Source organism: Larkinella humicola, assembly GCF_008727875.1.
Classification (GTDB): domain Bacteria; phylum Bacteroidota; class Bacteroidia; order Cytophagales; family Spirosomataceae; genus Larkinella; species Larkinella humicola.
This window is the reverse complement of record NZ_VTWS01000006.1, coordinates 540,999-563,331: the sequence shown is the minus strand read 5'-3', so window position 1 is coordinate 563,331 and position 22,333 is coordinate 540,999. Positions and strand designations below refer to the sequence as shown.

Below are 22,333 nucleotides of genomic sequence, written 5' to 3'. Positions count from 1 at the left end.
CAACTGCCCAAATTCAGGCTCATTTTACCTGCAACTTCACAATAACCGGTAAGTGGTCGGAGGCATACTGTTCATCGATTACCGTTGTCGATACGGTTTTGAAAGCGCTTTCCGGTTTAAACAGAATAAAGTCGATGGCCCGGTTTGGATTTTTTACCGGAATGGTCGGTGCGCAATCCTGACAGCTCCGAACGAAGTTCTCGTCCAGAAACCGGATCACTTTGCTGTCGGCCAAAGCATTAAAATCCCCGCCCAGAATCAACGGAAGGCTGGATTTTGCAAAATGCCTGACAATCAGCTCCGATTGAGAAAGGCGGTTGGCTTCCTTCAAATCCAGGTGCGTACTGGCAAAGATGATTTTCTTCCCTTTCGCGATTTCTACCGTGACAGCCGCCAGGGTTCGGGGTTCCCCGCCAACGGTGGCATCAACCGGTAAGGCAAACCGGGTGGAGTCCAGAATCGGAAACCGGGAAAGAACCGCGACACCATAATCCCCGCCCTGGTGGTCGATGGCCTTGGAAAAAAAGAAATTCATTCCGGTCAGCCGGGCTAACTCCCGGGCCTGGTTCAGGCCTTTGCCGGAACGTTCGGTATTGACATCGACTTCCTGCAGGGCAACGAAATCCGGTTTTTCCTTTTTGATCACGTTGGCGATGGCCTCCACATCGATTTTTGTCCCGGCAGAGGGGGGATTGCAGTGGTGAATGTTGTACGTCATCACCGTGAGGTTTTTGATCTTCTTCGCCGGTCGGTCTGCCGGTTTCACGGCACCTTCGTTGGCGTAAGCGGTGAGGGAAATGAAAACTAAAAACAGAAGGTTTTTCATGCCAGTGGTTTTACGAATGGATGCGTGTTACGGTTTTAGGTCCGGGCCTTTTTCGGAATGGTGTATTTGCCCACCACTTCACCATCGTCACGGATCATTTTCAGGTTCAGCTCTTTCGACGTCGCGTGTAATTTGATCAGCGTGCGGTTTCCTTCCAGCGGTCCACCCCCAATAACGATGGGGTAATTGTGGTTGGCATCGGCGTCGTGGGTACCGTAGCGGTGCGTGTGTCCCGAAAGTTGAAGATCGATTTTGGCTTTATTCAATAGCGGCCCAAAAACCTGTTGCCCATGCATGGGGCCGTGCCAGTCGCCCGAATGATAGGGCGAAATATGAATCAGCACGATTCGGAAAGGCGCTTTTTTAAAATCAGGGCTCTCAATTTCTTTTTCCAGCCACTTTTTCTGCGTATCCCGGTAGCGATCGAAAGCCGACAATCCGCCGTATTCAACGCTGTCGTCGGTTTTGTCCTCGCCCGAATCCAGCACGACAAACCGCACCGGGCCGCGGGTGAAGGCATAATAATACTTTCCGTCGGGATAGGCGTAATACTGGGGAATATGGCGGGAAAAACTGCCCCGGCACTCGTGATTTCCCTGCGTCAGAATGAAGGGGATTTCGGCCGCAAAAATATCGACTGCCGGTTTGATCAGGTGATCGACCATTTGCTGTTCGTCCGTTACCCAATCGAAGCAGTCACCGTTGAAAACCACAAAATCGTAATCGCGTTTATTACCCGTATAGCCGTGCCGGTAGAGGAGTTGCGGAATAATCTGCGGACGGTCGTGAATGTCGTTAAACACCACCATCTTGAACTCCTCTTCATTTTCCGGCGGGGTTTTAAATCCGTAAAGTGGACTGCTGATGGTTTCGCCAAACTCCACCTTTGAGCCTTTGTACCCCAGAATTTCAGTGGAAACGATCTTGTATTTATGTTCCGTTCCCGGTTTGAGGCTGGTCAGCGTAATTTTATTGATGCGATTATTGGCTTCAATCAAGCCGTTGGTATACCCGAACTCCCGTTTGCTGGTGTAGGTCCCGGCACCGTATTCCACCCAGCTAAAACAGTTTTTGTGGGTAATCCACATGATGGTTACCTCGTGGTTGCCCAGGTTTTGCAGGTATGGGCCAACCACAAAGTGGTTTTTCTCTCCGGTTGGAGCGGCCGCCGAGATGCCGGGCAACAGGCCCAGCACCCCGATCTGCGACATTTTTTCCAGAAACGAACGTCGGTCTGACAGCATTTTTGTGTCAAAAGTTAGGAATAGACAAGGTTTTTAATGTCGAATGTAAAATTTTAAATGTCGAATGTAAAAGTGAGGTGTCCGACCAAATCAGCCGTTCTCCTTTTACATTCAGCATTTAAAATTTTACATTCAATCAGGACTTACTCCCAATTTGGGTTTTGCGTCAGATTGGTGTTCAACAGTCGCTCCTGTTTGGGGATGGGGTAGAGGTAATCCCGGGCTTCGTTGAACTTCTTGTTGATGTGGCCGTTGATCACGATGTTGCCGCCCTTGTTGCCGTTTTCAAGCAGGATTTCGCTGCCCAACTTCAACAACTGCGCTCCCGAAACGGTCGGTTTGGTGCCTTCATAAATGACCAGATCGACTTTTCCGTTTTTGTCGAGATCATAGCTGCCCGGTCCTGGAAAATACATTCCTTTGTATTGCTTCGTGAGGGCTTGCCCTTCCTTCCAGCGAATGAGGTCGTCCCAGCGGAAAAAGTTTTCCATCACCAGCTCGATGCGCCGTTCGCGCCGGATTTCCAGGATCACGCCCGTATTGGCACCTTTCAGCTGGGTGTACTGCTGCGCCTGGTACGGGTCCGGTTTGGCGTTGGCGGCCGCGAGGTTGATGCTTGGCATACCCACCCGGTCGCGGATCAACTTGATGGACGCATCCAGATCGGCTTGGGTCAGCGTGCCGCGCTCGGCTTTGGCTTCGGCATAGTTCAGCAACACTTCGGCGTAGCGGAAAATCGGCATGTCGGTAATGTCCTTGTTGAACGTATCCCATTTCGGGGCCGAAACAAACTTGATCAACTGGTAGCCCGTCACGGTGGCGCCGAATTCGGGCACCAGCGGGTTGTTTTCACCGATGCGGGTGTAGCCCGGCGTCCGGATGGTCTGGGCCAAACGCGGATCGCGGTTTTGTACTTCCTCCGCAAACTGCTTGGTTTCATACCCCTTGACATCCGTAAATGGCGTTCCATCGGCCATCAAATAGCTGTTTACCAGTCGCTTTTCCAAGCCTGGTCGACCATACGATGCGGTCATTGTGTAGTAGTTCAGGTTGTGATATACCTGGAGTTCGTCGCTGAAATCCCGGGCCAGAATCACCTCCTCGGGGATGGCATTGTCCGACGAAAACAACCGGAGGTAAGCCGTCGTGGGCGTGGCTTTGTAGATGGTGTAGCCGCTGCTTTTCATCAATTCCTCCGAAGCTGTGATGCACTCATCGAGCCATTTGTCCGAATTGGGCAGGTTAAATTCCGGGTGGTATTTTCGGAACGTACCTTCGTGCAGCGCCATACGTGATTTCAGGGCCAGGGCCGTCCACTTGGTCACGGTGTTCAGTTGGCGGGACGCGTCCAGGTTGGCGATGGCATAGTTGAGGTCGGCCAGCACGGAGTCCATCACCATCGTACGCGGGTCGCGGGCTTTGGTCAGCAGGTCCTGATCCGTGGTTTCGATGGTGTGCGAATACCAGGGCACATCACCAAACCGCTTCACCATACCAAAGTAAAAGTACGCCCGGAAAAACCGCGCCAGCCCGTTGTATCTGGCCACGGCCCGTTTGTCGGGACACTTGTTGGAATTAGCCAGAAAATAATTGATGTTCCGCAAGGTTCCCCACGACCAGCCGCCCCCGCTCGTGGGCACCACGCGCGTCCCCTGCAACTCGTCGCGCAGGCTGTTTTTTACCACATTATCCACGTCCTCGTTGTACACGTCCTCGGCCGACGGCAGGGCGTTGTAAAACGAATTGGTATACAGCAGCAAGTCGTTTTCGGTATTGAAAAATGTCTCGGGCGAGATGGCATCCTGCGGCAGCAGGTCCAGATCGCAGGAACTCAGGCCCACGGCCAGCGTGATCAGACTGATTATTTTTTTCATCGAATGTCGTGGTTAGAAAGTAATGTTCAGACCCGCGGATACGGTTTTGGACAGCGGATACGTCCGGCCATTCGTTGCGTCACCGTCAAATTGTTCCGGGTCGATGTACTTGGTCCGCAGGGGCGTATAGGTCAGCAGGTTTTCGCCACTGACGTAAACCCGCGCCCGGGGAATCCGGATTTTACGCGTCAGCAGTTCCGGAATGGTGTAGCCGATGACCACGTTTTTCAGCCGCAGGTAGCCGACGTTCTGAATGTAGCGGTCGTTGGCCGCCTGCAGATCACCCCCCGCGTTCAGCGCCGTATAGCCGCGCAGCACCGGGAAGTAGGCATCCGGATTCTCCGGCGTCCAGACATCCTGCTCGAAGTCCTTCGGAATGAAGGAGTAATACGGACGGGAATACGGTCCCCAGAACTTGTCGGCGTTGTTCCCCGGATACCAGTGTTTCCGCAGAATGCCCTGCGCCAGCATCGACAGATCGAAACCGTTCCAGGATGCGCCGAGGTTCATTCCGTAGCGGTACCGCGCCCGGCTGTTTCCGATGATTTTCAGATCGCCGTGATCGGCCAGTGTATTGGCCCCCTGGTCAATCTTCCCGTTGCCGTCCAGATCGATGAATTTAATGTCGCCAGCCCGCAGTTTGCTCCATTCACCGGGGGCACTCAGTCGCTGGCGGTTTACGAGCGTCTGATCGACCGTATGCGCCTGGGCTTCGTCATTGGTTTTAAAGAAACCGTCGATGGAATACCCCCAGATTTCACCAATCACCTGGCCTACGTAACGGCTCGACAGGATCTTGTTCGGGTTGTCGTATTTCGTAATCGTCGATTTTGAATCGGACACAATAAAGGAAGCATTGTATGACAGCGTCTTGCCGCCCACTTTAAACTGATCCCGCCAGCCCAGCGACAGCTCAAAGCCTCTGGTCTGCAAATCTCCGGCGTTCTGGGTCGGCACGGTTGCGCCATACACCGCCGGCAGCACCTGACCCGGCACCAGCATGTCCGTGGTGTTCCGGATGTAGGCATCGAACGTCAGATTCAGGCGGTTTTTCAACAGATCGGCGTCCAGGCCGAGGTTCGAGGTGGTTGCTTTTTCCCAGGTCAGATCGGCCGAAATCGGGTTCGGGCTATCGACGTAATACAGTTTCTGGCCGTTGTTGATCCAGCTCGACTGCGCCGTTGGCATGATCGACACATACGGGTAAAAACTGGCTGACGCGGTATTGGACGGCAACTGGTTCCCCAGGGTTCCGTACGAAGCCCGGATTTTGAGACTGTTCACCACGTTCCGCAGCGGTTCAAAGAAGGATTCCTCGCTGATCCGCCAGCCCGCCGACACCGACGGGAAAAAACCGTACCGGCGACCTTCGCCAAACCGGGAGGTTCCGTCGTAGCGCCCGTTGACTTCCAGCAGATACTTCCCCACGTAATCATAATTCAGCCGGAAAAAAGCGCCGAACAGCGAATACCGGTACGAATCACCCGCCGACAATTGCTCGCCGGTTCCGAGATTCAGGTCGTTCAGGCTTTCGGAGAGCAGGTTTTTCCTGGCACCGAACAACCGCTGGTGTTTTTTCGATTCATAGTTGATCCCGGCCGTTGCCGCCACGTAATGCTTGCCAATGGTGTGGTTGAAAGACGAATAGAGGTTTGTAACATTCATCGGATCGAACCACATGGTTTGCCGGTATTGATCGGTGTTGTAGTTCGGCACCGTGGTCAGAATACCGGGCTGGATCGAGTATTGGGCCACGGCCGAACGGTACCAGTCATCGGCGATATAGAACGAGTAGGAGTGGTTGGCAACCAGGTTCCAGGTTTTGGTAAAATCAATCGTGACCGAGTTGATGGTCGTCAGTTCGTGAACCCCTTTTTTGCCGCCCGCAACCCCTTTCAGCAGGTTGGCAAACAAACCGTCGCCAATGGAGTAGTTGTTTTTCAGTGTGTTGTAGGTCGCCGTACCGTCCGGGTTGCGGGGCGCATAGGCCGGTAAGGCGTGTACCGTGATGGCGACGAAGTTGGCGTTGGCGCCCCCTTCCAGCCCCGGGTAGGTGTATTTTGAATCGAAATACTGCGTATTGTTGCTCACCCGCAACCAGGGCGTCAGTTGGGCGTTGATCTTGCTGCGCAACGTATACGACGTGAACTTGTCGGTATTGGTCCGCATGATCCCGTCTTTCTGAAAAATCGAGCCCGACAGGTAATAATTGATTTTGTCGGTACCGCCCGACAGGTTCAGATTATGCTGGGCAGACGGCTGCGACATGTTAAACACCGTGTTCCACCAGTCGTAGTTGCCGTAGTAATTGTAAATGTCTTTTCCGTTGACGTTTTTGACGACGGTCCAGGGCCGGGCCGGATTTTCGTTTTTGTCGTACCGGCGCGCTTCCAGTTCCTTATAATCTTCTTCCGAATACCGGGTATAGCTGTTGCCCGTTGCCCGGATAAACGCTTCGTCGTTCAGCCGGGTGTGTTCGTATCCGTTCGTCAGGAAGTCGGTGCTCACCGTGGGTTTCGACCAGCCAAAGTTGTTGCTGTACGAAATGCTCGTTTTGCCATTTTTGGCGGTCTTGGTTGTCACCAGCACCACCCCGAACGCCCCCCGCGCGCCGTAGATCGCCGACGCTGCGGCATCTTTCAGCACCGACACCGATTCCACATCGTTCGGGTTGATGCGGTTGATATCGCCCGGCACCCCGTCGATGAGCACCAGCGGCCCACCGCCGTTGATGGAGGTTTCTCCGCGCACGTTCAGGCTGCCGCCCTGCCCCGGCTGGCCGGTGCCGAAGGTGATGTTCAGGTTTGGAATCATCCCCTGCAAAATCTGCGACATGTTGTTCAGGGGGCGGTTTTCCAGGTCTTTGGCCTGTACCTGCGACACGGCACCCGTCAGGTTTACTTTTTTCTGGGTCCCGTAGCCCACTACCACCAGCTCTTCCAGACTCTTGCTGTCTGGATTCAGCGTTACATTGATGACCGAGCGGTTGCCAGCCGTAATTTCCTGCGACGTGTAGCCGACAAAACTAAAGATCAGGACGGCCGACGAATTGGGCACCACCAGTTCGTAATTGCCGCTGCCATCGGTGGTCGTACCGCGCGTGGTGCCTTTCAGGACAACCGTTACCCCGGCCAGCGCTTCGCCCTGCCCGTCGGACGCCCGCACGGTTCCTTTCAGCCGGATTTCCTGTTGGCTCAGGTAGGTTTCCATTTTTTCGTCGAGGTTCGGCAACACCGTTTCCGGTTTAAAACCCCGTTCGCGGGCCAGTACAATCTGTTCGTTGATCACCTTGTAGGTAATGCCCCGCGGCATCAGCAACTGGTCGAGAATCCGGGCCAGCTTCTGGTTTTTCACGTTGATCGACACTTGTTCCCGCAGCGAGACCCGGCTGCTGTACACAAACTTCGTATTGGCTTTTTCCTGGATGCGGTCCAGTGCTTCCTTGAGCGTAACATTCGTAAGCTGGAGCGTCATATCCTTGCTCAGGATCGACTGTGCCGCGATTTCCCGGGCATTGGCGATACCCGTCAGCAATACGGCAAGAATCCAGTGCAGTAATCCGATACGCATGATTTTTCGCCAGTCGACGGACTTGTTAGGGATGAAAATTTGCATACTTTTGGTTGTCTGATAGTTGAGGACTGTTGGATACTGCCCCTTCGTTCGGTGGTACGAAGCCGAAGGGGTTACCTGAGCCGGGGGTGGTGGTACACTCCCGGTTTTTTTGCATTAGGGGGGAAGCGGGTAGCGGTTTTTCATAGCAGTCAGTTTATAGATGTTGGGATTGGGTTTATTCCGTACAGGGTGGACTATCGAGCAGGATTACATTCCCGGTCATGGTGTACGTTGCTTCCAGCGCCGTGCAGAGCATTTCCAGAATTAGCGGCAGCGGCTGGTTTTCAAAATCGGCGCTGAACAGACAGGAAGCGGCTTTGGGCTTGACCAGCCGGATCTGAACAGCAAATCGCTTCTCGAGCTTCTTCACGACCTGATCCAGCGGAGTATCGGCAAAGGTGATCGTAACGGGTTCGTAAATGGGTTTTCTGGCCTTCACCGGAATGGCCGAAGACACCAGCCGCTTCGAGGCCGTTTCGAAGATGGCCTGTTGCTGCGGTTTCAGAATCACCTGCTGCTCATTCTGCTGGCGGTCGGGGGCGCTGACCTGAACCCGACCCGTTACGACCGAAATTTGAAAAACCGGGTGAGTCGCCGGGGCTTTCACGTTGAAGCTGGTGCCCAACACCTTAATCTGCATTTCCCCACTCTGAATCCGGAATGGGCGCGCCGGGTCTTTGTGCACGTCGAAAAAGCCTTCACCGGCGAACGTGACCAGCCGCTGGTCGGCATTGAACGTTTCCGGGTAGGAAATTGACGCCCCCGGGTGCATCCAGACCGAACTGTGATCGGGAAGCTGGTGTTTCACCGGCCGGGCTTCATGATTGACAAAATGAATCGTGTGTGGCCGGTTTTTTTTTGTCGCTTGATGGGCAAGGGTTGCCGGTTCTGAAACGGATTGCTGCTGACGGCCGGAATAGTGGTAAATGAAATAGAACCCAATAACCAGAACGATCGATGCGGCCAATCCGGTGAGCCAGCCCGTGGAGAAGGTTCGGGCTACCGGTTTTTCGGTCTGATTCAGTTGGTTTTGAATAGTTAGAAAGGTTTCCTGCTGCAAATTTCGCTGCTCGGGTTCGGGCAGTGAGTCCATGTAGTCAGGGTTTCCGCGCAACGAAGCATACCAGGCCTCTACCCATTCTTTTTCCTGTTCGGTACATTGATTTCGCAGGTATTTATCCAGCAAAAGAGGGGATATATTCGGTGGCGGCATAGCGTGGGAAATGGTTCAATGCCAAAGTCGCCTGCCGGAAGGATAACCCTTAGTCGGTTTGAAAAAAAGTTTAGAAAATCGGGAACAACAGGAACAGGTATACAAAATGCTCTTTCAGATACGCTTTCAAAACACGCAGGGCTTTGGTGATGTGTTGTTCGACGGTTTTTTCCGAAATCGTTAATTGAAGAGCAATTTCCCGGTTTGAAAGCCCTTTGCGGCTCAGCAGAAATACTTCCCGGCATTTCGGGGGGAGCTGATGAAGGCCTTTTTCATACTGGTGTTGCAAATCGGATGTCAGGATTTGCTGATCCGTCAGCGCATTGGAGTCGTCCGTTTGGGTTTCCCACCGATTGTAATGATACCGGCGGGTCAGTTCTTTCCGGTAATAGGATATGACGCGGTTTTTGACACAGGAAAATAAAAACGACCGGGTGCATTGAACCGGGGGGCGATCGCGTTGTTGCCACACGCTAACAAACAATTCCTGAATAATTTCCTGGGCAATAAACTGATCGTTTACCTTGCTGTATGCATAATTAAACAACGACCGGAAATACCGGTTGTAAAGTTCGGCAAACGCACGTTCGTCGTCGTTGTCGCCCATTGACTTCAGGAGGGTTTCGTCGGAACAGGTGCTGTAGGTTCGGTTCATATCCTGAATTTCCTCAGTCCATTTGGGGTGAACTAAAAGGCTTTTTACAAAATTCGGGCATTTTTTAGTTTAATCGACCTTTTGTTCATTAAGGAATCACGCACTTTTGGCGTGCATCATAACAGAAAGTTAACATAAATTTTACGGTGTGCCGAATGCGTTTTCGGTAGCGTGTGGTTCTTGAAAAGCATACACTCCGAAAAAGCTTCTTTCAAAATTACACCATTTTTTAGGGCATGCAAAGCCGACTTTACCCGGTAAAAGGTAGCTTTGCACCGGAATTGCCTGGCTTTTGAAAGTGGGCCCTGTTCCATTTTACCATTCATTTTCTGTTCCGTCCAGGAAAATGGAATAGAAATCCTTGTATGAAGTTTTTTGATTCGATCAGGCAGTATCTGCGTAACTTTCACTACCTCAGTCTTGATGTGGTGGCCGGAGCCGTGATTTCCCATATCATGGTGGCGCGTTTGCCCGACGGCCACCAGCCGGTTGGTTGGGCAACAACGGTTTTACTGGCGATTTGTGTGTTTGTTATTTATGCCGCCGACCGCCTGTACGATGTCCGGAAGGGTTTGGCGGTTAACGCACCGCTAACCCGCCGTCACCGGTTTCATGCTGAAAACCAGCAGGTTTTGCTTCGGGTTTTGGTGGGGCTGGCTGTGATTTCCGTTGTCTTGTTGTTTTGGTTACCCCGGTCTGTGTTGTGGTTTGGGGCCGGGCTGGCGCTGGTTTCGGGGGCGTATGTCTGGGGTGTCTCGCGGTTGTCGGGTTCCAATGCCCGGCTGGCGTGGAAAGAACCGGCGGTGACGCTCGTGTATACCATCGGTGTCTGGGGCAGTTCGTGGGCGCAAAAACCGACCATCGGCTGGTCCGAAATCGGGCTGGGAATTTTGTTTCTGTTGATCGTTTTCCAAAATCTGTTGCTGTTTTCGGTGATGGAAGCCTACGAATTGCCGGACACGTCCTACTCGCTGGCGACCTTCTGGGGCTTCGACCGGAGCGATGTGGTGCTGCGGACGCTGACGGTGGTGATTACGGTGTTGGCGCTTGTGATTTTTTTCATGGCCGACGACCGGTTTGCCCAGCGGGCGGCCATTATTCAGGGAATGATGAGCGCCGTGCTATACACCATTCAGCGGTATCCAAACCGGTTTTTGCTCAACGAACGCTACCGCTGGATCGGCGACGGCGTGTTTTGGCTACCGGGTTTGATTCTTTGAAAGCCCGGTCGCTTGTATCGTACTCAACTGATAAACGCTGATGAAAATCCTTCTCGTTGAAGATGAAGAGCGGCTGGCTTCTTTTATCCGCAAAGGCATATCGGCCGAAGGTTACGAAGTGGAAGTCGCCTACGATGGTCGAACCGGGCTGTCCCTGTTTCGCCGGGAGATTTATGACCTCATCATTTTGGATGTCAACCTTCCGCAAATCAACGGGTTTGAATTGTGCCGCCTGATCCGCTCAGAAAATGAGGCTATCCCCGTGTTGATGCTCACCGCGCTCGACAGTCTGGCCGATAAGTCGGACGGTTTTAACGCCGGGGCCGACGATTACCTGGCCAAACCGTTTGAGTTTCAGGAACTGCTGCTGCGGATTCGGGCATTGACGCGCCGGAGTGGCTCCCGACCCAAGCAAATCCTTCGGCTGGCCGATCTCGAACTGAACCTGGATACCAAAACCGTGACCCGGGCGGGCAAACGCATCGACCTGACCACCCGCGAATACGCCCTCATTGAATACCTCATGCTCAACAAAGGGAAAATTATCTCGCGGGTAGACATCAGCGAGCGGGTCTGGAGTCTGAATTTTGATACGAACAGCAACGTGATTGATGTGTATATCAGCTACCTGCGCAAAAAGATCGACAAAGATTTTTCGCCCCGGTTGCTGCATACCATCGTTGGAATGGGGTACGTTCTCCGGGAAGATTAATCCGATAGAAATGCTGATACGAAACCGCCTGACGATCATTTTTACGGTGCTGGCAACGGCCATCCAGCTCACGCTGTCGCTGCTGGTGTGGTATTTCTATTCGCTGTACCGGCGGGAGGAGTTTTACAGCCGGTTGGAGTCGAAAGCCCGCGTGGCCGGACGGCTGCTGATTTCCCGACGGCATCTCCACGATGACTTTTTTAAAAACATGGTACGGACCGACTTGCTTACCATCGTGGAAGAGCAAATCAGCATCTACGATCAGCGGCACAATCTGGTCTTTACCAACCGGACCCTGAAAGAATCGGAGTACTACAAAGAAAAAATACCGCTCCTGACCACCGAATCGCTGTTTGAATTCAAAAGTGGTCACCTCGAGTCGATTGTGATTCCGTACCGGGACGGCGGGCAGCTCTTTTACATTTTTACGTCGGGCTATGACCGGATCGGCCTGGCCAAACTGGGTACGCTGCAACAAATCCTGCTGCTGGCCAATCTGCTGGGGTTTGCGCTGATCGTGCTGGCCGGGTGGTATTTTTCCGGTGGTGTGCTGAAACCGATTGCCCAGATTGTGGATGAGGTGGAGCAGATTACCGCCACGCACCTGCACAAGCGGGTACATGAAGGAAACCGCCGGGATGAAATCGCCCAGCTTGCCATGACGTTCAACCAGATGCTGTTTCGGCTCGAAGATGCGTTTGTGTCCCAACGCAGTTTTGTGTCCCACGCTTCCCACGAACTACGCACTCCGCTCACCAACACGCTGGGTACGCTGGAAACCTCCCTGCGGTATGACCAGAACCCCGCCGACTGGCGCGAGAGTATGGAAGTGGCGGTCGAAGAACTGAAAAAAGTGATTGCCCTGACCAACGGGTTGCTGGGCCTGGCCAAAGTGACCGATGGCCCCGTTGCCCTAACCGCCGTTCAGGTGGACGATTGCCTGCTCAATGCTATTGGGTACGTGCAGGCCAAGTATCCGGGCCGGAAACTGAATCTGCAATTCAGGACGGGTGAGGAAGAATCGTTTGCGGTGAAAGGCAACGCTACGCTGCTGACAACCGCTTTTCTAAATGTGCTTGATAACGCTTGCAAATATTCCAGCGAAGCGGTTTCGGTGCATTTGCAAATCACGAAAGACCAAATCACCGTGACCGTAGCCGATCAGGGGCGCGGCATTTCTGAAACCGATGCTGCTCACATCCTTAATCCGCTGTACCGGGGCGGGAATGTCGATGACGTGCCGGGCTACGGCATTGGCCTGGCTGTCACGCAGAAAATCATTGATTTGCACCAGGGAATTCTCCAGATCACTTCCAACGTAAACCGGGGAACCTCGGTGACGATTCAGTTGCCCGGCTTGGGGTAAGTCGCGGAAAAGGGTTAAGAAAGACACCTTCTTCTTTCGCCGAATAGTACTTTTTTAATGCTCCACAAGTGTGCGAGAGGATTTGGTTTCTGGAAATAACCGTATAATTCCCCTGATTATTCTAATTTTTGACATTAGTTCGGGCGATTCCTCAAACTCCCTAATTGCCCATATTAAACTTTTCTACGATCTTTTAATTTCCTTCTCACACCGTTCTAATGTTACGGAGCGTGCTTTGTGTCAATCTACGACCGACACAAGCGATGCAGCGCCGGACTTTTCCCTCGATTTTGCTTTACGGCTTTGGACTGGCCCTGGCACTCTCCCTGGTGTTCAATGGATTTCTGCTGTATGAGCAAAGTCGCCAGCGAATGATTTATGAATATGAATTAGGCAACTCGATTCCTCCGGTCGATCTGGTGGTTTGGCAACAGCAGCTTCTGGACTGCAAACGGACCAACCAGCAGAAAGACAGCCTGATTCGGCAATTGGCACAAGGCCCCAACGCACCGCCGGGTCAGATCGTCCCCCCTCAGCATCCCCTTCAAACCAGTAACGTGAAAAAATAGATCCTTATGAATAAATTATTGATGCTCGTGAGTTTGTGTGCCCTGGTGGGTGTGGCAGGCTGTTCCGAGAAAAAAGAAGAAAAGGAGGAAGAAACCAAGTATTTGGTGACCAGTCCTTTAAAAACCGATACGACCGTCACGAATGAATTCGTCTCCCAGATTCATTCCATCCAGCACATCGAGTTGAGAGCCCTGGAACGGGGCTACCTGCAAAAAATCTTTGTAGATGAAGGACAGTCGGTCAAAAAAGGGCAGCTCATGTTTCAGATTCTGCCAATCCAGTACCAGGCTGAACTCCAGAAAGCCCAGGCTGAAGCCAATTTCGTGGAAGTCGAATACAAAAATACCAAATCGCTGGCCGACAGCAACATCGTTTCAAAAAACGAACTGGCCCTGGCCAAAGCCAAGTTAGACAAGGCCAAAGCAGAAGTTACTGTCGCGCAGATTCACCTCGGCTTTACGGAAGTGAGAGCCCCTTTCGATGGCATCATGGACCACTTCCAGGTGCGGCTGGGAAGCCTGGTTAACGAGGGCGATTTGCTGACTACGCTTTCCGACAACAGCAAAATGTGGGTGTATTTCAATGTCCCGGAAGCGGAATACCTGAATTACAAAACCCACGCCCAGCAGGAGAACCTGAAGAATGTCAACCTGCTAATGGCCAATCAACAAGTGTTCGATTATCCCGGCGTGGTTCAAACCATCGAAGCGGATTTTAACAACGAAACGGGCAATATCGCTTTCCGGGCCACTTTCCCGAACCCAAAAGGGTTGCTCCGGCACGGCGAAACCGGGAACATCCAGATGACCCTGCCGCTCAAAAATGCCCTGATTATCCCGCAGAAAGCGACTTTCGAAGTCCTGGACAAGAAATATGTGTATGTGGTGGATAAGGAAGGTAAGATTCGGTCCCGGGAAATTACCATAGCTGCGGAAATGCCCCACATTTTTGTGGTTAGATCCGGTCTGACGAAAGACGATAAAATCCTGCTGGAAGGCTTGCGTCAGGTCAAAGAAAACGAAAAAATTCACTACACCTTCGTACAGCCGGATTCGGTTTTGTCCAAGTTAAGCCTCTACGCCGAATAACCCGGTCTCCCAACCTGCAAAGATATGTTTAATCAATTCATACGCAGACCCGTATTTGCGATCGTGATTTCGATCATGATCGTCTTCGTCGGTATCCTGGCGATTGAGAAATTACCAATTTCTCAATTCCCGGATATTGCCCCTACCACCGTCAATATCTTCATTGCCTATCCCGGATCGAGTGCCGATGTGTTGGTAAAATCCACGCTGATTACGCTGGAACAGGCCATCAACGGTGTCCAGGATATGCGGTATATCGCGACCGATGCTACCAGTGCAGGAGAGGCCACGCTCCGGATTATTTTTGAACCAGGTACAGATCCGAACGTCGCCGTTATCCGGGTGAAAACCCGGGTGGATCAGGTAATGCCACTTCTGCCCGAACTGGTTCAACGGGAAGGGGTTATTATTTCGCCGGTTCAGCCCAGTATGTTGATGTACGTCAACCTCTATTCCAAGGATAAAAGCATCGACGAAAAATTCCTGTTCAACTACGCGACCGTTAAGATGATCCCCGAAATTCAGCGGACCAAGGGGGTTGCCCGGGCGCAAATCCTGGGGAGTCGGCGGTATGCGATGCGCATCTGGCTTAATCCGGACCGCATGCGGGCCTACAAGATTTCCACCGAGGAAGTGATGGAAGCCATTGGGGAGCAAAGCATCATTGGCCGACCGGGCCGGATTGGGCAAAGCTCCGGTATTGCGGCCCAGTCGCTGGAATACGTGCTCACGTATAAAGGACGGTATAGCGACCCCAAGGAGTACGAAGACATCATCATCCGGGCCAATTCCGCCGGTGAGAGCATTCACCTGAAGGACATTGCCAAAGTGGAGTTGGGAAGTGAGTTCTTCGACATCTACTCCAACCTGGATGGCAAGGCTTCGGCTGCCATTGTGTTGCGGCAAAACTACGGGAGCAATGCCAGTGAGGTGATTGAGGAGGTAAAAGAGAAGCTCGACGTCATGAAAGAATCTTTTCCTCCGGGTGTGGATTACAAAATCAGCTATGATGTGTCAAACTTTCTGGACGCGTCCATCGAGCAGGTTATCGATACGCTGCGGGACGCGTTTATTCTGGTTGCACTGGTAGTTTTCGTATTCCTGGGCGACTGGCGCTCGACCCTGATCCCGATTCTGGCCGTTCCGGTTTCCCTGATCGGGGCGTTCTTTGTGATTCAGGCATTTGGGCTTTCCATTAACCTGATAACGCTCTTCGCCCTGGTGCTGGCCATCGGTATTGTGGTGGATGACGCCATCGTGGTGGTGGAAGCGGTTCACGCCAAAATGGAAGAAGAACCGCATCTCTCCCCATTTGCCGCCGTCAAAAAAGTGCTTGGCGAGATTAGCGGAGCAATTATCGCCATCACGGCGGTCATGGTATCGGTATTCCTGCCCATTTCCTTCATGTCGGGTCCGGTGGGGACTTTTTACCGCCAATTCTCCATTACGATGGCCAGTTCCATTGTGATTTCGGCCCTGATCGCGCTGACGCTCACCCCGGTTTTGTGCGCCATGTTGTTGAAAAACCACCACGGACAGCCCGCCCGGAAGAAAAACCTGCTCACCAAGGCCCTCGACGGTTTCAACCGGGGCTTTGATAAAGTGACCGGGCGATATGTGGGCCTGTTAAAATCAATCGTCAGCCGGAGAGTGGTTACCTGGGGTGTGTTATTGGCTTTCTGTTTTGGAATATTCTACGTGAATAAAATTCTGCCCGCCGGTTTTATTCCGAACGAAGACCAGAGTACGATTTACGCAATTATCCAGACTCCTCCCGGTTCGACGCTGGAAAAAACCAACGAAGTTTCCCGGCGGCTTCAGAAAATTTGCGAAGAAGTTCCAGGCATCGAATCGGTCTCTTCACTGGCCGGTTATGAGATCATGACCGAAGGACGCGGCTCCAATGCCGGGACCTGTCTGATTAACCTCAAACCGTGGTCGGACCGCGACAAAAACGTGAAGGAAATCATGGAAGAACTGGAAGGCAAGACGCGGGGGCTTGGAGCCGTGGTCGAGTTCTTTGAACCACCGGCCATCCCCGGCTTCGGTACGTCCGGCGGTTTTTCCATGCGCTTACTGGATAAAACCACCGATACGGATTACCGCGAGTTTGATAAAATCAACAAGGAATTCATGGATAACCTCGGCAAGCGGAAAGAGCTGACCGGCTTGTTCACCTTCTTTGCCGCGAACTATCCGCAATACGAACTGGAGATCGACAACAAGCTGGCCATGCAAAAAGGCGTGTCGATCGGCAAAGCGATGGACAACCTCAACATCATGATCGGCAGTACCTACGAGCAGGGGTTTATCAAGTTTAACCAGTTCTTCAAGGTGTATGTGCAGTCTGATCCGTTGTACCGACGGCTTCCAACCGATCTTTTGAAGCTTTTTGTCAAAAACGACGCGGGCGAAATGGTGCCTTACTCGGCCTTCATGAAGCTTAAAAAGGGTCAGGGACCGAATGAAATTACCCGGTTCAATCTTTATAATTCAGCCGCCATTCAGGGTCTTCCGGCCAACGGCTACACCACCGCCGATGCTATCCAGGCCATCCGGGAAGTGGCCGCCAAGACCTTGCCCAGGGGGTATGACATTGCTTTTGAGGGTCTTTCCTACGATGAAGCGAGCCGGGGCAATGAGTCGTTGTACGTGTTCCTGATTGTGTTGGCCTTCGTCTACTTTGTGCTGGCTGCGCAGTACGAAAGTTTCATCATCCCGCTGGCTGTCGTGTTCTCGCTGCCGGTGGGGGTCTTCGGGTCGTTTTTGCTGCTCAAGCTGATGGGGCTGGAAAACAACATCTACGCCCAGATCGGGCTCATCATGCTGGTCGGTCTGTTGGGTAAAAACGCCGTACTGATCGTCGAATTTGCCGTTCAGAAGCGGCAGCAGGGCGAAACCATTCTGAACGCAGCTATTGAAGGCGCCAAAGTTCGTTTCCGCCCGATCCTGATGACCTCTTTCGCCTTTGTGGCCGGTCTGATTCCGCTGATCAGCGCGACCGGTGCCGGAGCGATTGGGAACCGGACGATTGGTGCCTCGGCGATGGGTGGGATGTTGTTCGGAACCATTTTCGGGGTCATCATCATCCCCGGACTGTACTTTATTTTTGGCAATCTGGCCGACGGCCGGAAGTTGATCAAAGGGGAAGAAGAAGATTCACTGACCGACGTATTCGTCCATTCCGTAGACCAGTTTCCACAACCTGAAGAAAGTGAAATCAATGAGAAATAGACAACGAGTAGCCTGCGTAGGGATAACGGTTCTTACCCTGCTCACGAGCGGCTGTAGCGTTCCACACCTGGTGCCGAAAGCCGAAAATAAAACTGTACCGACGCGTTTTACTAACGCGTCGGACTCGACCAACACGGCAAAGACAGGCTGGAAGGCGTATTTTACCGACCCCAATCTGGCGGCCCTGATCGATACGGCCCTGTATAACAACCAGGAATTAAATATTACGCTTCAGGAAATTGCGGTGTCCAACAACGAAATCATGGCTCGCAAAGGGGAGTACCTGCCATTCGTTACGGTGGGTGGGGGTTCCGGCGTCGAAAAGGTTTCCCGCTTCACGAGCCAGGGGGCTGCTGATGCCGTCACCGATATAAAACCGGGGCGGCACACGCCCGATGTGTTACCAAACACCTACGTTGGTGCCTTTGCCAGTTGGGAAGTCGATATCTGGCATAAGCTGCGGAATGCCCGGAAAGTAGCGGTTTTCAACTATCTGGCGTCCATTGAAGGCCGGAATTTCCAGGTGACGAATCTGGTGGCCGAGATCGCCAACTCCTATTATGAGCTGATGGCCTATGATAATCAGTTGGAAATCATCAAGCGGAACATCGATATTCTGACCAACGCGCTGTCGATTATCAAGCAGGAAAAAGAAGCGGCCAAAGTGACCGAACTGGCGGTTCGGCGGTTTGAAGCCGAGGTGTATAAAACGCAGAATCTTCAGTATGACGTTCAGCAAAAGATTGTTGAAACGGAAAACCGGATTAATTTCCTCGTGGGCCGGTTTCCGCAGCGGATTCAGCGAAGTTCTGTGAATTTTAACGAGTTAAGTCCAACCAAAATGTATGCGGGTGCCCCCTCGCAATTGCTGGAAAACCGGCCCGATATCAGACAGGCCGAACACCAACTGGAGGCTGCCAAACTCGATGTCAGTGTGGCCCGGGCCAACTTCTATCCCTCGCTGCACCTTTCCGCTTCGCTGGGTTTGATGGCCTTCAATCCGATCTATCTGGTGAATACACCGGAATCATTGATTGCCTCGTTGATTGGGGATCTGGTGGGTCCGGTTATCAATAAGAATGCCATTACGGCGATGTACAAAAATGCGAATGCGAAGCAAATTCAGGCGGTTTACCAGTACGAAAAAACGGTTCTGAATGCCTACATCGAAGTGGCCAATCAGTTGTCGGCCATCGACAACCTGGAAAAAAGTTACAGTACCAAAAACAACCAGGTGCAGGCATTGACCCAGTCAACCAACATTTCCCTTCGGTTATTTACCTCAGCCCGAGCCGATTATATGGAAGTGTTGCTGACGCAGCGGGATGTGCTGGAATCCAGAATGGAGCTGATTGAAACGCGGATGCGGCAAATGAACGCCATGGTCAATGCATACCGGGCGTTGGGGGGCGGCTGGAAATAAAGGAGGTCTGTTTCGGGCCTGTTTTGTCCAATATTTTACGGTTTTAAAACCTTTTACCAAAAGGATTTGACTACGTCATTTAGAACTGTAAATTGGCAACCGATTCAAACTCTCATTTTTTATGACAACTGCAATTGATTCTGCAACCCAGGCTACCATCGACCATTGGCTCAACGGCAATTATGACTCCGAAACCAAAGCAGCAATTCGCAATTTGCTGGACAACGACGAATCGACCGAACTGACCGATTCGTTCTATAAAAACCTGGAATTTGGTACCGGCGGTTTGCGGGGCGTCATCGGCGTGGGTTCCAACCGCATGAACCGCTACACGGTCGGCGCGGCTACGCAGGGGCTGGCGAATTACCTGAACGCGGCTTTCCCCGACATTGATATTAAAGTAGCGATTGCCCACGACAGCCGCCGGATGAGTCCGGAGTTTGCCCGGATTGTGGCGGATATTTTCTCGGCCAATGGCATCGAAGTATTTTTGTTCAGCGCGCTGCGCCCCACGCCGGAGTTGTCGTTTGCCATTCGCCAGTTGGGTTGTCAGAGCGGGATCGTTGTAACGGCGTCGCACAACCCGCCGGAATACAACGGCTACAAAGCCTACTGGAACGACGGCGGGCAGGTGGTGGCGCCCCACGATAAAAACATCATCACCGAAGTCAATAAAATCACGTCGATCGATGACGTGAAATTTGACGGCGTTCCAGAGAAAATTCACCTGATCGACGAAGAAATCGACAGCGTATATGTCGAACGGATCAAGTCGAACTCCATCAATCCGGATGTGATTGCGCGGCAGAAAGACCTGAACATCGTTTTTACGCCCATCCACGGGACGGGTATTACGTTGGTTCCGCGCGTGCTGAAAGCCCTGGGTTTTACCAACGTGACCATCGTGGAGGAGCAGGCCGAACCGGATGGCAACTTCCCGACGGTGAAATCGCCGAATCCTGAAGAACGCGATGCCATGCGGCTGGCGCTGGAAAAAGCCGAAGCCATTAACGCGGATCTGATTATGGCCACCGACCCCGATGCAGACCGCGTGGGGTCGGGTGCCCGCAACCACCACGGCGAATTTGAGTTGCTGAACGGCAATCAGATGGCTAGCCTGATCATCTATTATTTGCTCCAGGCTTGGAAAGACAACGGCAAACTGACCGGCAAAGAGTTTGTTGCCAAAACCATCGTGACGACCGACCTCATCGACAAGATGTGCGATCAATACGGCGTTTACTGCTACAACACCCTGACCGGTTTTAAATACATCGCGCAGATTATCCGCGAACTGGAAGGTCAGCAGCAGTTCATCGGCGGGGGCGAAGAAAGCTACGGCTACCTGATCGGGGATTTTGTCCGGGATAAAGACGCCATCGCTTCCTGCGCCATGATTGCCGAGTTGACGGCTTATGCCAAAGACAAAGGGCTGAGCCTGTTCGACTTGCTGATGGAGATGTATCAGAAATTCGGCTTCTATTATGAAGGCCTGATATCACTGACCAAAAAAGGAAAAACCGGGGCCGAAGAAATCCAGCAGATGATGGCCGACTTCCGTGCCAATCCGCCAAAACAGATTGCCGGGTCACCGGTTTTGCGGGTCGATGACTACGCGAGTCTGGAGCGAACCGATCTGACCACCGGCGAAAAAACCGCCATTGAAGCCGGGAAAATGGGCATCGAGTCGTCGAACGTGTTGCAGTTTTTCACCGCCGACGGAACGAAAGTATCGGCCCGCCCATCGGGAACCGAGCCGAAAATTAAATTTTACGTGAGCGTCAACGAACCCCTGAAAAACAAGGAAGAGTTCGATGCGGTGTACGACCAGTTGAAGAAGAAAGTCCAGTCGGTGATGACGGATTTGAATCTGGAGTGATCGGTTGTTCTAATTAACCGGGGAGAGCCCTGGAAGGGCAGTCTGTCAATAGACAATAGCACCCATCCGCACGTGGTAGCTCCGGAGGAGCGGTCTAAAAACATCTTCAGACCGTTCCTCCGGAGCTACCACGTGCGGATGGGTGCTATTGTCTATTGACAGGACAGGCCTCCGGCCTTCATTCAAACAGCTTCTGAACGTCAGGCAGTTCGTCGGTCTGTACGTTAAAATGCCAAAACCGCCTTCGTCCGGCTGCTTTCCCCAGCCAGCTCAATAATCCGCATGACCGCCAGGGCTTGTTCCGGGGTTACTTCCTGCGGAATTTCGCCGACAATGGCGCGGTACAGATTGTCGTAGAAATGGTGGTAATTGCCCGGCTGGCTCGGGAACGTAAACCGGCCATTGGGCGTGGTGAGCGTACCGTACTGGCTTTCGGGTTCGGCGCCCCAATCCGGGGTGTCGGGCAGAATATTTTTGCGCTGGGTTTCTTCCTGAATGTCCAGTCCGTGTTTGATAAAGGAGCCTTTGGTGCCGTGAATGATGTAACGCAGGCTGTTATCGACCGCCAGCATCGACGATTTCAGAATGACGCGTTTGTCGGCATAGAATAATTTCACGTCGAAATAATCATCCAGAATACCGCCTTTCCGAATGATGCGAACATCGCCCGAAACCGCTTGTGGCACACCAAACAGCGCCACGGCCTGGTCGATCAGGTGAGGGCCTAAGTTAAAGAGGTTTCCACCGCCTTCGGGATCTTTTTCTTTCCAGCTATCCAGAATATCCGGCCGATACCGGTCGTAGCGGCATTCGTATTCCACGACTTCGCCCAACTGATTTTCCCGCAGCACCTGCTGAATGGTCAGGAAATCGGCATCGTATCGCCGGTTCTGGTACGGAATGGCCACGAGCCCTTTCTGTTTCGCCAGTTCCAGCAATTCGCGGGCTTGTTCGAGGCTGTTGGCAAATGGTTTTTCAATCAACACGTGTTTCCCGGCTTCAAGAGCGGCTTTGGCGTACGAAAAGTGGGTGTCGTTGGGCGAGCCGACAATGATGAGGTCAATGGCCGGATCGGCCAGCAACTCCGCGTGGCTGCGGACGGTTTGAATGCTTGAGTCGAAAGCTTCGGCTTCATTGCGGTGACGTTCCACCACTTTGACCAGTTTGAAATGCGGGTTAACGGTTAGGAAAGGTGCGTGAAAATACCGGCCCGACAGTCCGAAACCGATTAATCCAACCTGAATAGTACGGGACATACGAATGACAAATCAAGAGTTGAGGGCCGAAGATGACTAATTTTGTCCAGAAGGTCAACTGGATAAATTGAGCCAATGGTCAAATTTGTCACACCTACCGGGTCGATAACGGTCTGTAGGAGACCAAGAAAAGTATTATCTTTGAAATTGGAATTAAG

The 22,333-nt window shown here is 52.5% G+C and carries 15 protein-coding genes; 8 read left to right on the top strand and 7 right to left on the bottom strand.

What is annotated here, in order from left to right; genetic code table 11:
* Positions 1-19: 19 nt before the first annotated feature.
* The 6 genes from F0P93_RS23860 to F0P93_RS23835 form a co-directional block, all read right to left on the bottom strand.
* Complete coding sequence (locus tag F0P93_RS23860; RefSeq protein ID WP_150880236.1) at positions 20-826, bottom strand: endonuclease/exonuclease/phosphatase family protein; 807 nt, start codon at positions 824-826, stop codon at positions 20-22.
* A gap of 35 nt (positions 827-861) precedes the next feature.
* On the bottom strand, positions 862-2,070 hold the full coding sequence (locus tag F0P93_RS23855; RefSeq protein ID WP_191908903.1) for a metallophosphoesterase family protein: 1,209 nt from the start codon (positions 2,068-2,070) through the stop codon (positions 862-864).
* 143 nt (positions 2,071-2,213) lie between these two features.
* Positions 2,214-3,944: a RagB/SusD family nutrient uptake outer membrane protein gene (locus tag F0P93_RS23850; RefSeq protein WP_150880235.1), complete on the bottom strand. Its 1,731-nt coding sequence runs from the start codon at positions 3,942-3,944 to the stop codon at positions 2,214-2,216.
* Positions 3,945-3,956: 12 nt separating this feature from the next.
* Complete coding sequence (locus tag F0P93_RS23845) at positions 3,957-7,514, bottom strand: TonB-dependent receptor (protein WP_225309615.1); 3,558 nt, start codon at positions 7,512-7,514, stop codon at positions 3,957-3,959.
* 220 nt (positions 7,515-7,734) lie between these two features.
* A complete protein-coding gene (locus tag F0P93_RS23840) occupies positions 7,735-8,772 on the bottom strand; it encodes a FecR family protein (RefSeq protein WP_150880233.1) in 1,038 nt (345 codons plus the stop codon).
* A gap of 70 nt (positions 8,773-8,842) precedes the next feature.
* Positions 8,843-9,427 (bottom strand): RNA polymerase sigma-70 factor, encoded by a 585-nt coding sequence (locus tag F0P93_RS23835; protein ID WP_150880232.1) that lies wholly within the window; start codon positions 9,425-9,427, stop codon positions 8,843-8,845.
* Between the two features lie 365 nt (positions 9,428-9,792).
* Between F0P93_RS23835 and F0P93_RS23830 the strand changes: the two genes are divergently transcribed.
* The 8 genes from F0P93_RS23830 (at position 9,793) to F0P93_RS23795 (ending at position 20,919) form a co-directional block, all read left to right on the top strand.
* Positions 9,793-10,647 carry a hypothetical protein gene (locus F0P93_RS23830; RefSeq protein WP_225309614.1) on the top strand — a complete coding sequence of 285 codons (855 nt, stop codon included), beginning with the start codon at positions 9,793-9,795 and terminating at the stop codon, positions 10,645-10,647.
* Positions 10,648-10,687: 40 nt separating this feature from the next.
* Entirely contained in the window at positions 10,688-11,359 is a 672-nt protein-coding gene (locus F0P93_RS23825) for a response regulator transcription factor (protein WP_150880231.1), read from the top strand.
* Between the two features lie 10 nt (positions 11,360-11,369).
* Entirely contained in the window at positions 11,370-12,725 is a 1,356-nt protein-coding gene (locus F0P93_RS23820; RefSeq protein ID WP_150880230.1) for an ATP-binding protein, read from the top strand.
* 263 nt (positions 12,726-12,988) lie between these two features.
* Positions 12,989-13,294: a hypothetical protein gene (locus F0P93_RS23815; protein WP_150880229.1), complete on the top strand. Its 306-nt coding sequence runs from the start codon at positions 12,989-12,991 to the stop codon at positions 13,292-13,294.
* A gap of 6 nt (positions 13,295-13,300) precedes the next feature.
* Positions 13,301-14,383, top strand: a complete 1,083-nt coding sequence (locus tag F0P93_RS23810) for an efflux RND transporter periplasmic adaptor subunit (RefSeq protein ID WP_150880228.1) — start codon at positions 13,301-13,303, stop codon at positions 14,381-14,383.
* Between the two features lie 24 nt (positions 14,384-14,407).
* Complete coding sequence (locus F0P93_RS23805; protein WP_150880227.1) at positions 14,408-17,617, top strand: efflux RND transporter permease subunit; 3,210 nt, start codon at positions 14,408-14,410, stop codon at positions 17,615-17,617.
* Positions 17,607-19,040 carry a TolC family protein gene (locus tag F0P93_RS23800; RefSeq protein ID WP_150880226.1) on the top strand — a complete coding sequence of 478 codons (1,434 nt, stop codon included), beginning with the start codon at positions 17,607-17,609 and terminating at the stop codon, positions 19,038-19,040. Before F0P93_RS23805 ends, F0P93_RS23800 begins: the two co-directional genes overlap by 11 nt.
* Positions 19,041-19,161: 121 nt before the next feature.
* The gene (locus tag F0P93_RS23795) at positions 19,162-20,919 is read left to right on the top strand and encodes a phospho-sugar mutase (RefSeq protein ID WP_150880225.1); all 1,758 of its coding nucleotides are present in this window, start codon (positions 19,162-19,164) and stop codon (positions 20,917-20,919) included.
* 224 nt (positions 20,920-21,143) lie between these two features.
* Here the strand turns inward: F0P93_RS23795 and F0P93_RS23790 are convergent, their stop codons facing one another.
* Positions 21,144-22,175, bottom strand: coding sequence for an oxidoreductase (locus tag F0P93_RS23790; RefSeq protein WP_150880224.1), 1,032 nt, complete (start codon positions 22,173-22,175; stop codon positions 21,144-21,146).
* Positions 22,176-22,333 lie beyond the last annotated feature (158 nt).

What these genes read in the sequence shown, in the direction of transcription:
- F0P93_RS23860 (WP_150880236.1), bottom strand. Translation starts at nt 826, where the DNA reads ATGAAAAACCTTCTGTTTTTAGTTTTCATTTCCCTCACCGCTTACGCC.
- F0P93_RS23855 (WP_191908903.1), bottom strand. Translation starts at nt 2,070, where the DNA reads ATGCTGTCAGACCGACGTTCGTTTCTGGAAAAAATGTCGCAGATCGGG.
- F0P93_RS23850 (WP_150880235.1), bottom strand. Translation starts at nt 3,944, where the DNA reads ATGAAAAAAATAATCAGTCTGATCACGCTGGCCGTGGGCCTGAGTTCC.
- F0P93_RS23845 (WP_225309615.1), bottom strand. Translation starts at nt 7,514, where the DNA reads ATGCGTATCGGATTACTGCACTGGATTCTTGCCGTATTGCTGACGGGT.
- F0P93_RS23840 (WP_150880233.1), bottom strand. Translation starts at nt 8,772, where the DNA reads ATGCCGCCACCGAATATATCCCCTCTTTTGCTGGATAAATACCTGCGA.
- F0P93_RS23835 (WP_150880232.1), bottom strand. Translation starts at nt 9,427, where the DNA reads ATGAACCGAACCTACAGCACCTGTTCCGACGAAACCCTCCTGAAGTCA.
- F0P93_RS23830 (WP_225309614.1), top strand. Translation starts at nt 9,793, where the DNA reads ATGAAGTTTTTTGATTCGATCAGGCAGTATCTGCGTAACTTTCACTAC.
- F0P93_RS23825 (WP_150880231.1), top strand. Translation starts at nt 10,688, where the DNA reads ATGAAAATCCTTCTCGTTGAAGATGAAGAGCGGCTGGCTTCTTTTATC.
- F0P93_RS23820 (WP_150880230.1), top strand. Translation starts at nt 11,370, where the DNA reads ATGCTGATACGAAACCGCCTGACGATCATTTTTACGGTGCTGGCAACG.
- F0P93_RS23815 (WP_150880229.1), top strand. Translation starts at nt 12,989, where the DNA reads ATGCAGCGCCGGACTTTTCCCTCGATTTTGCTTTACGGCTTTGGACTG.
- F0P93_RS23810 (WP_150880228.1), top strand. Translation starts at nt 13,301, where the DNA reads ATGAATAAATTATTGATGCTCGTGAGTTTGTGTGCCCTGGTGGGTGTG.
- F0P93_RS23805 (WP_150880227.1), top strand. Translation starts at nt 14,408, where the DNA reads ATGTTTAATCAATTCATACGCAGACCCGTATTTGCGATCGTGATTTCG.
- F0P93_RS23800 (WP_150880226.1), top strand. Translation starts at nt 17,607, where the DNA reads ATGAGAAATAGACAACGAGTAGCCTGCGTAGGGATAACGGTTCTTACC.
- F0P93_RS23795 (WP_150880225.1), top strand. Translation starts at nt 19,162, where the DNA reads ATGACAACTGCAATTGATTCTGCAACCCAGGCTACCATCGACCATTGG.
- F0P93_RS23790 (WP_150880224.1), bottom strand. Translation starts at nt 22,175, where the DNA reads ATGTCCCGTACTATTCAGGTTGGATTAATCGGTTTCGGACTGTCGGGC.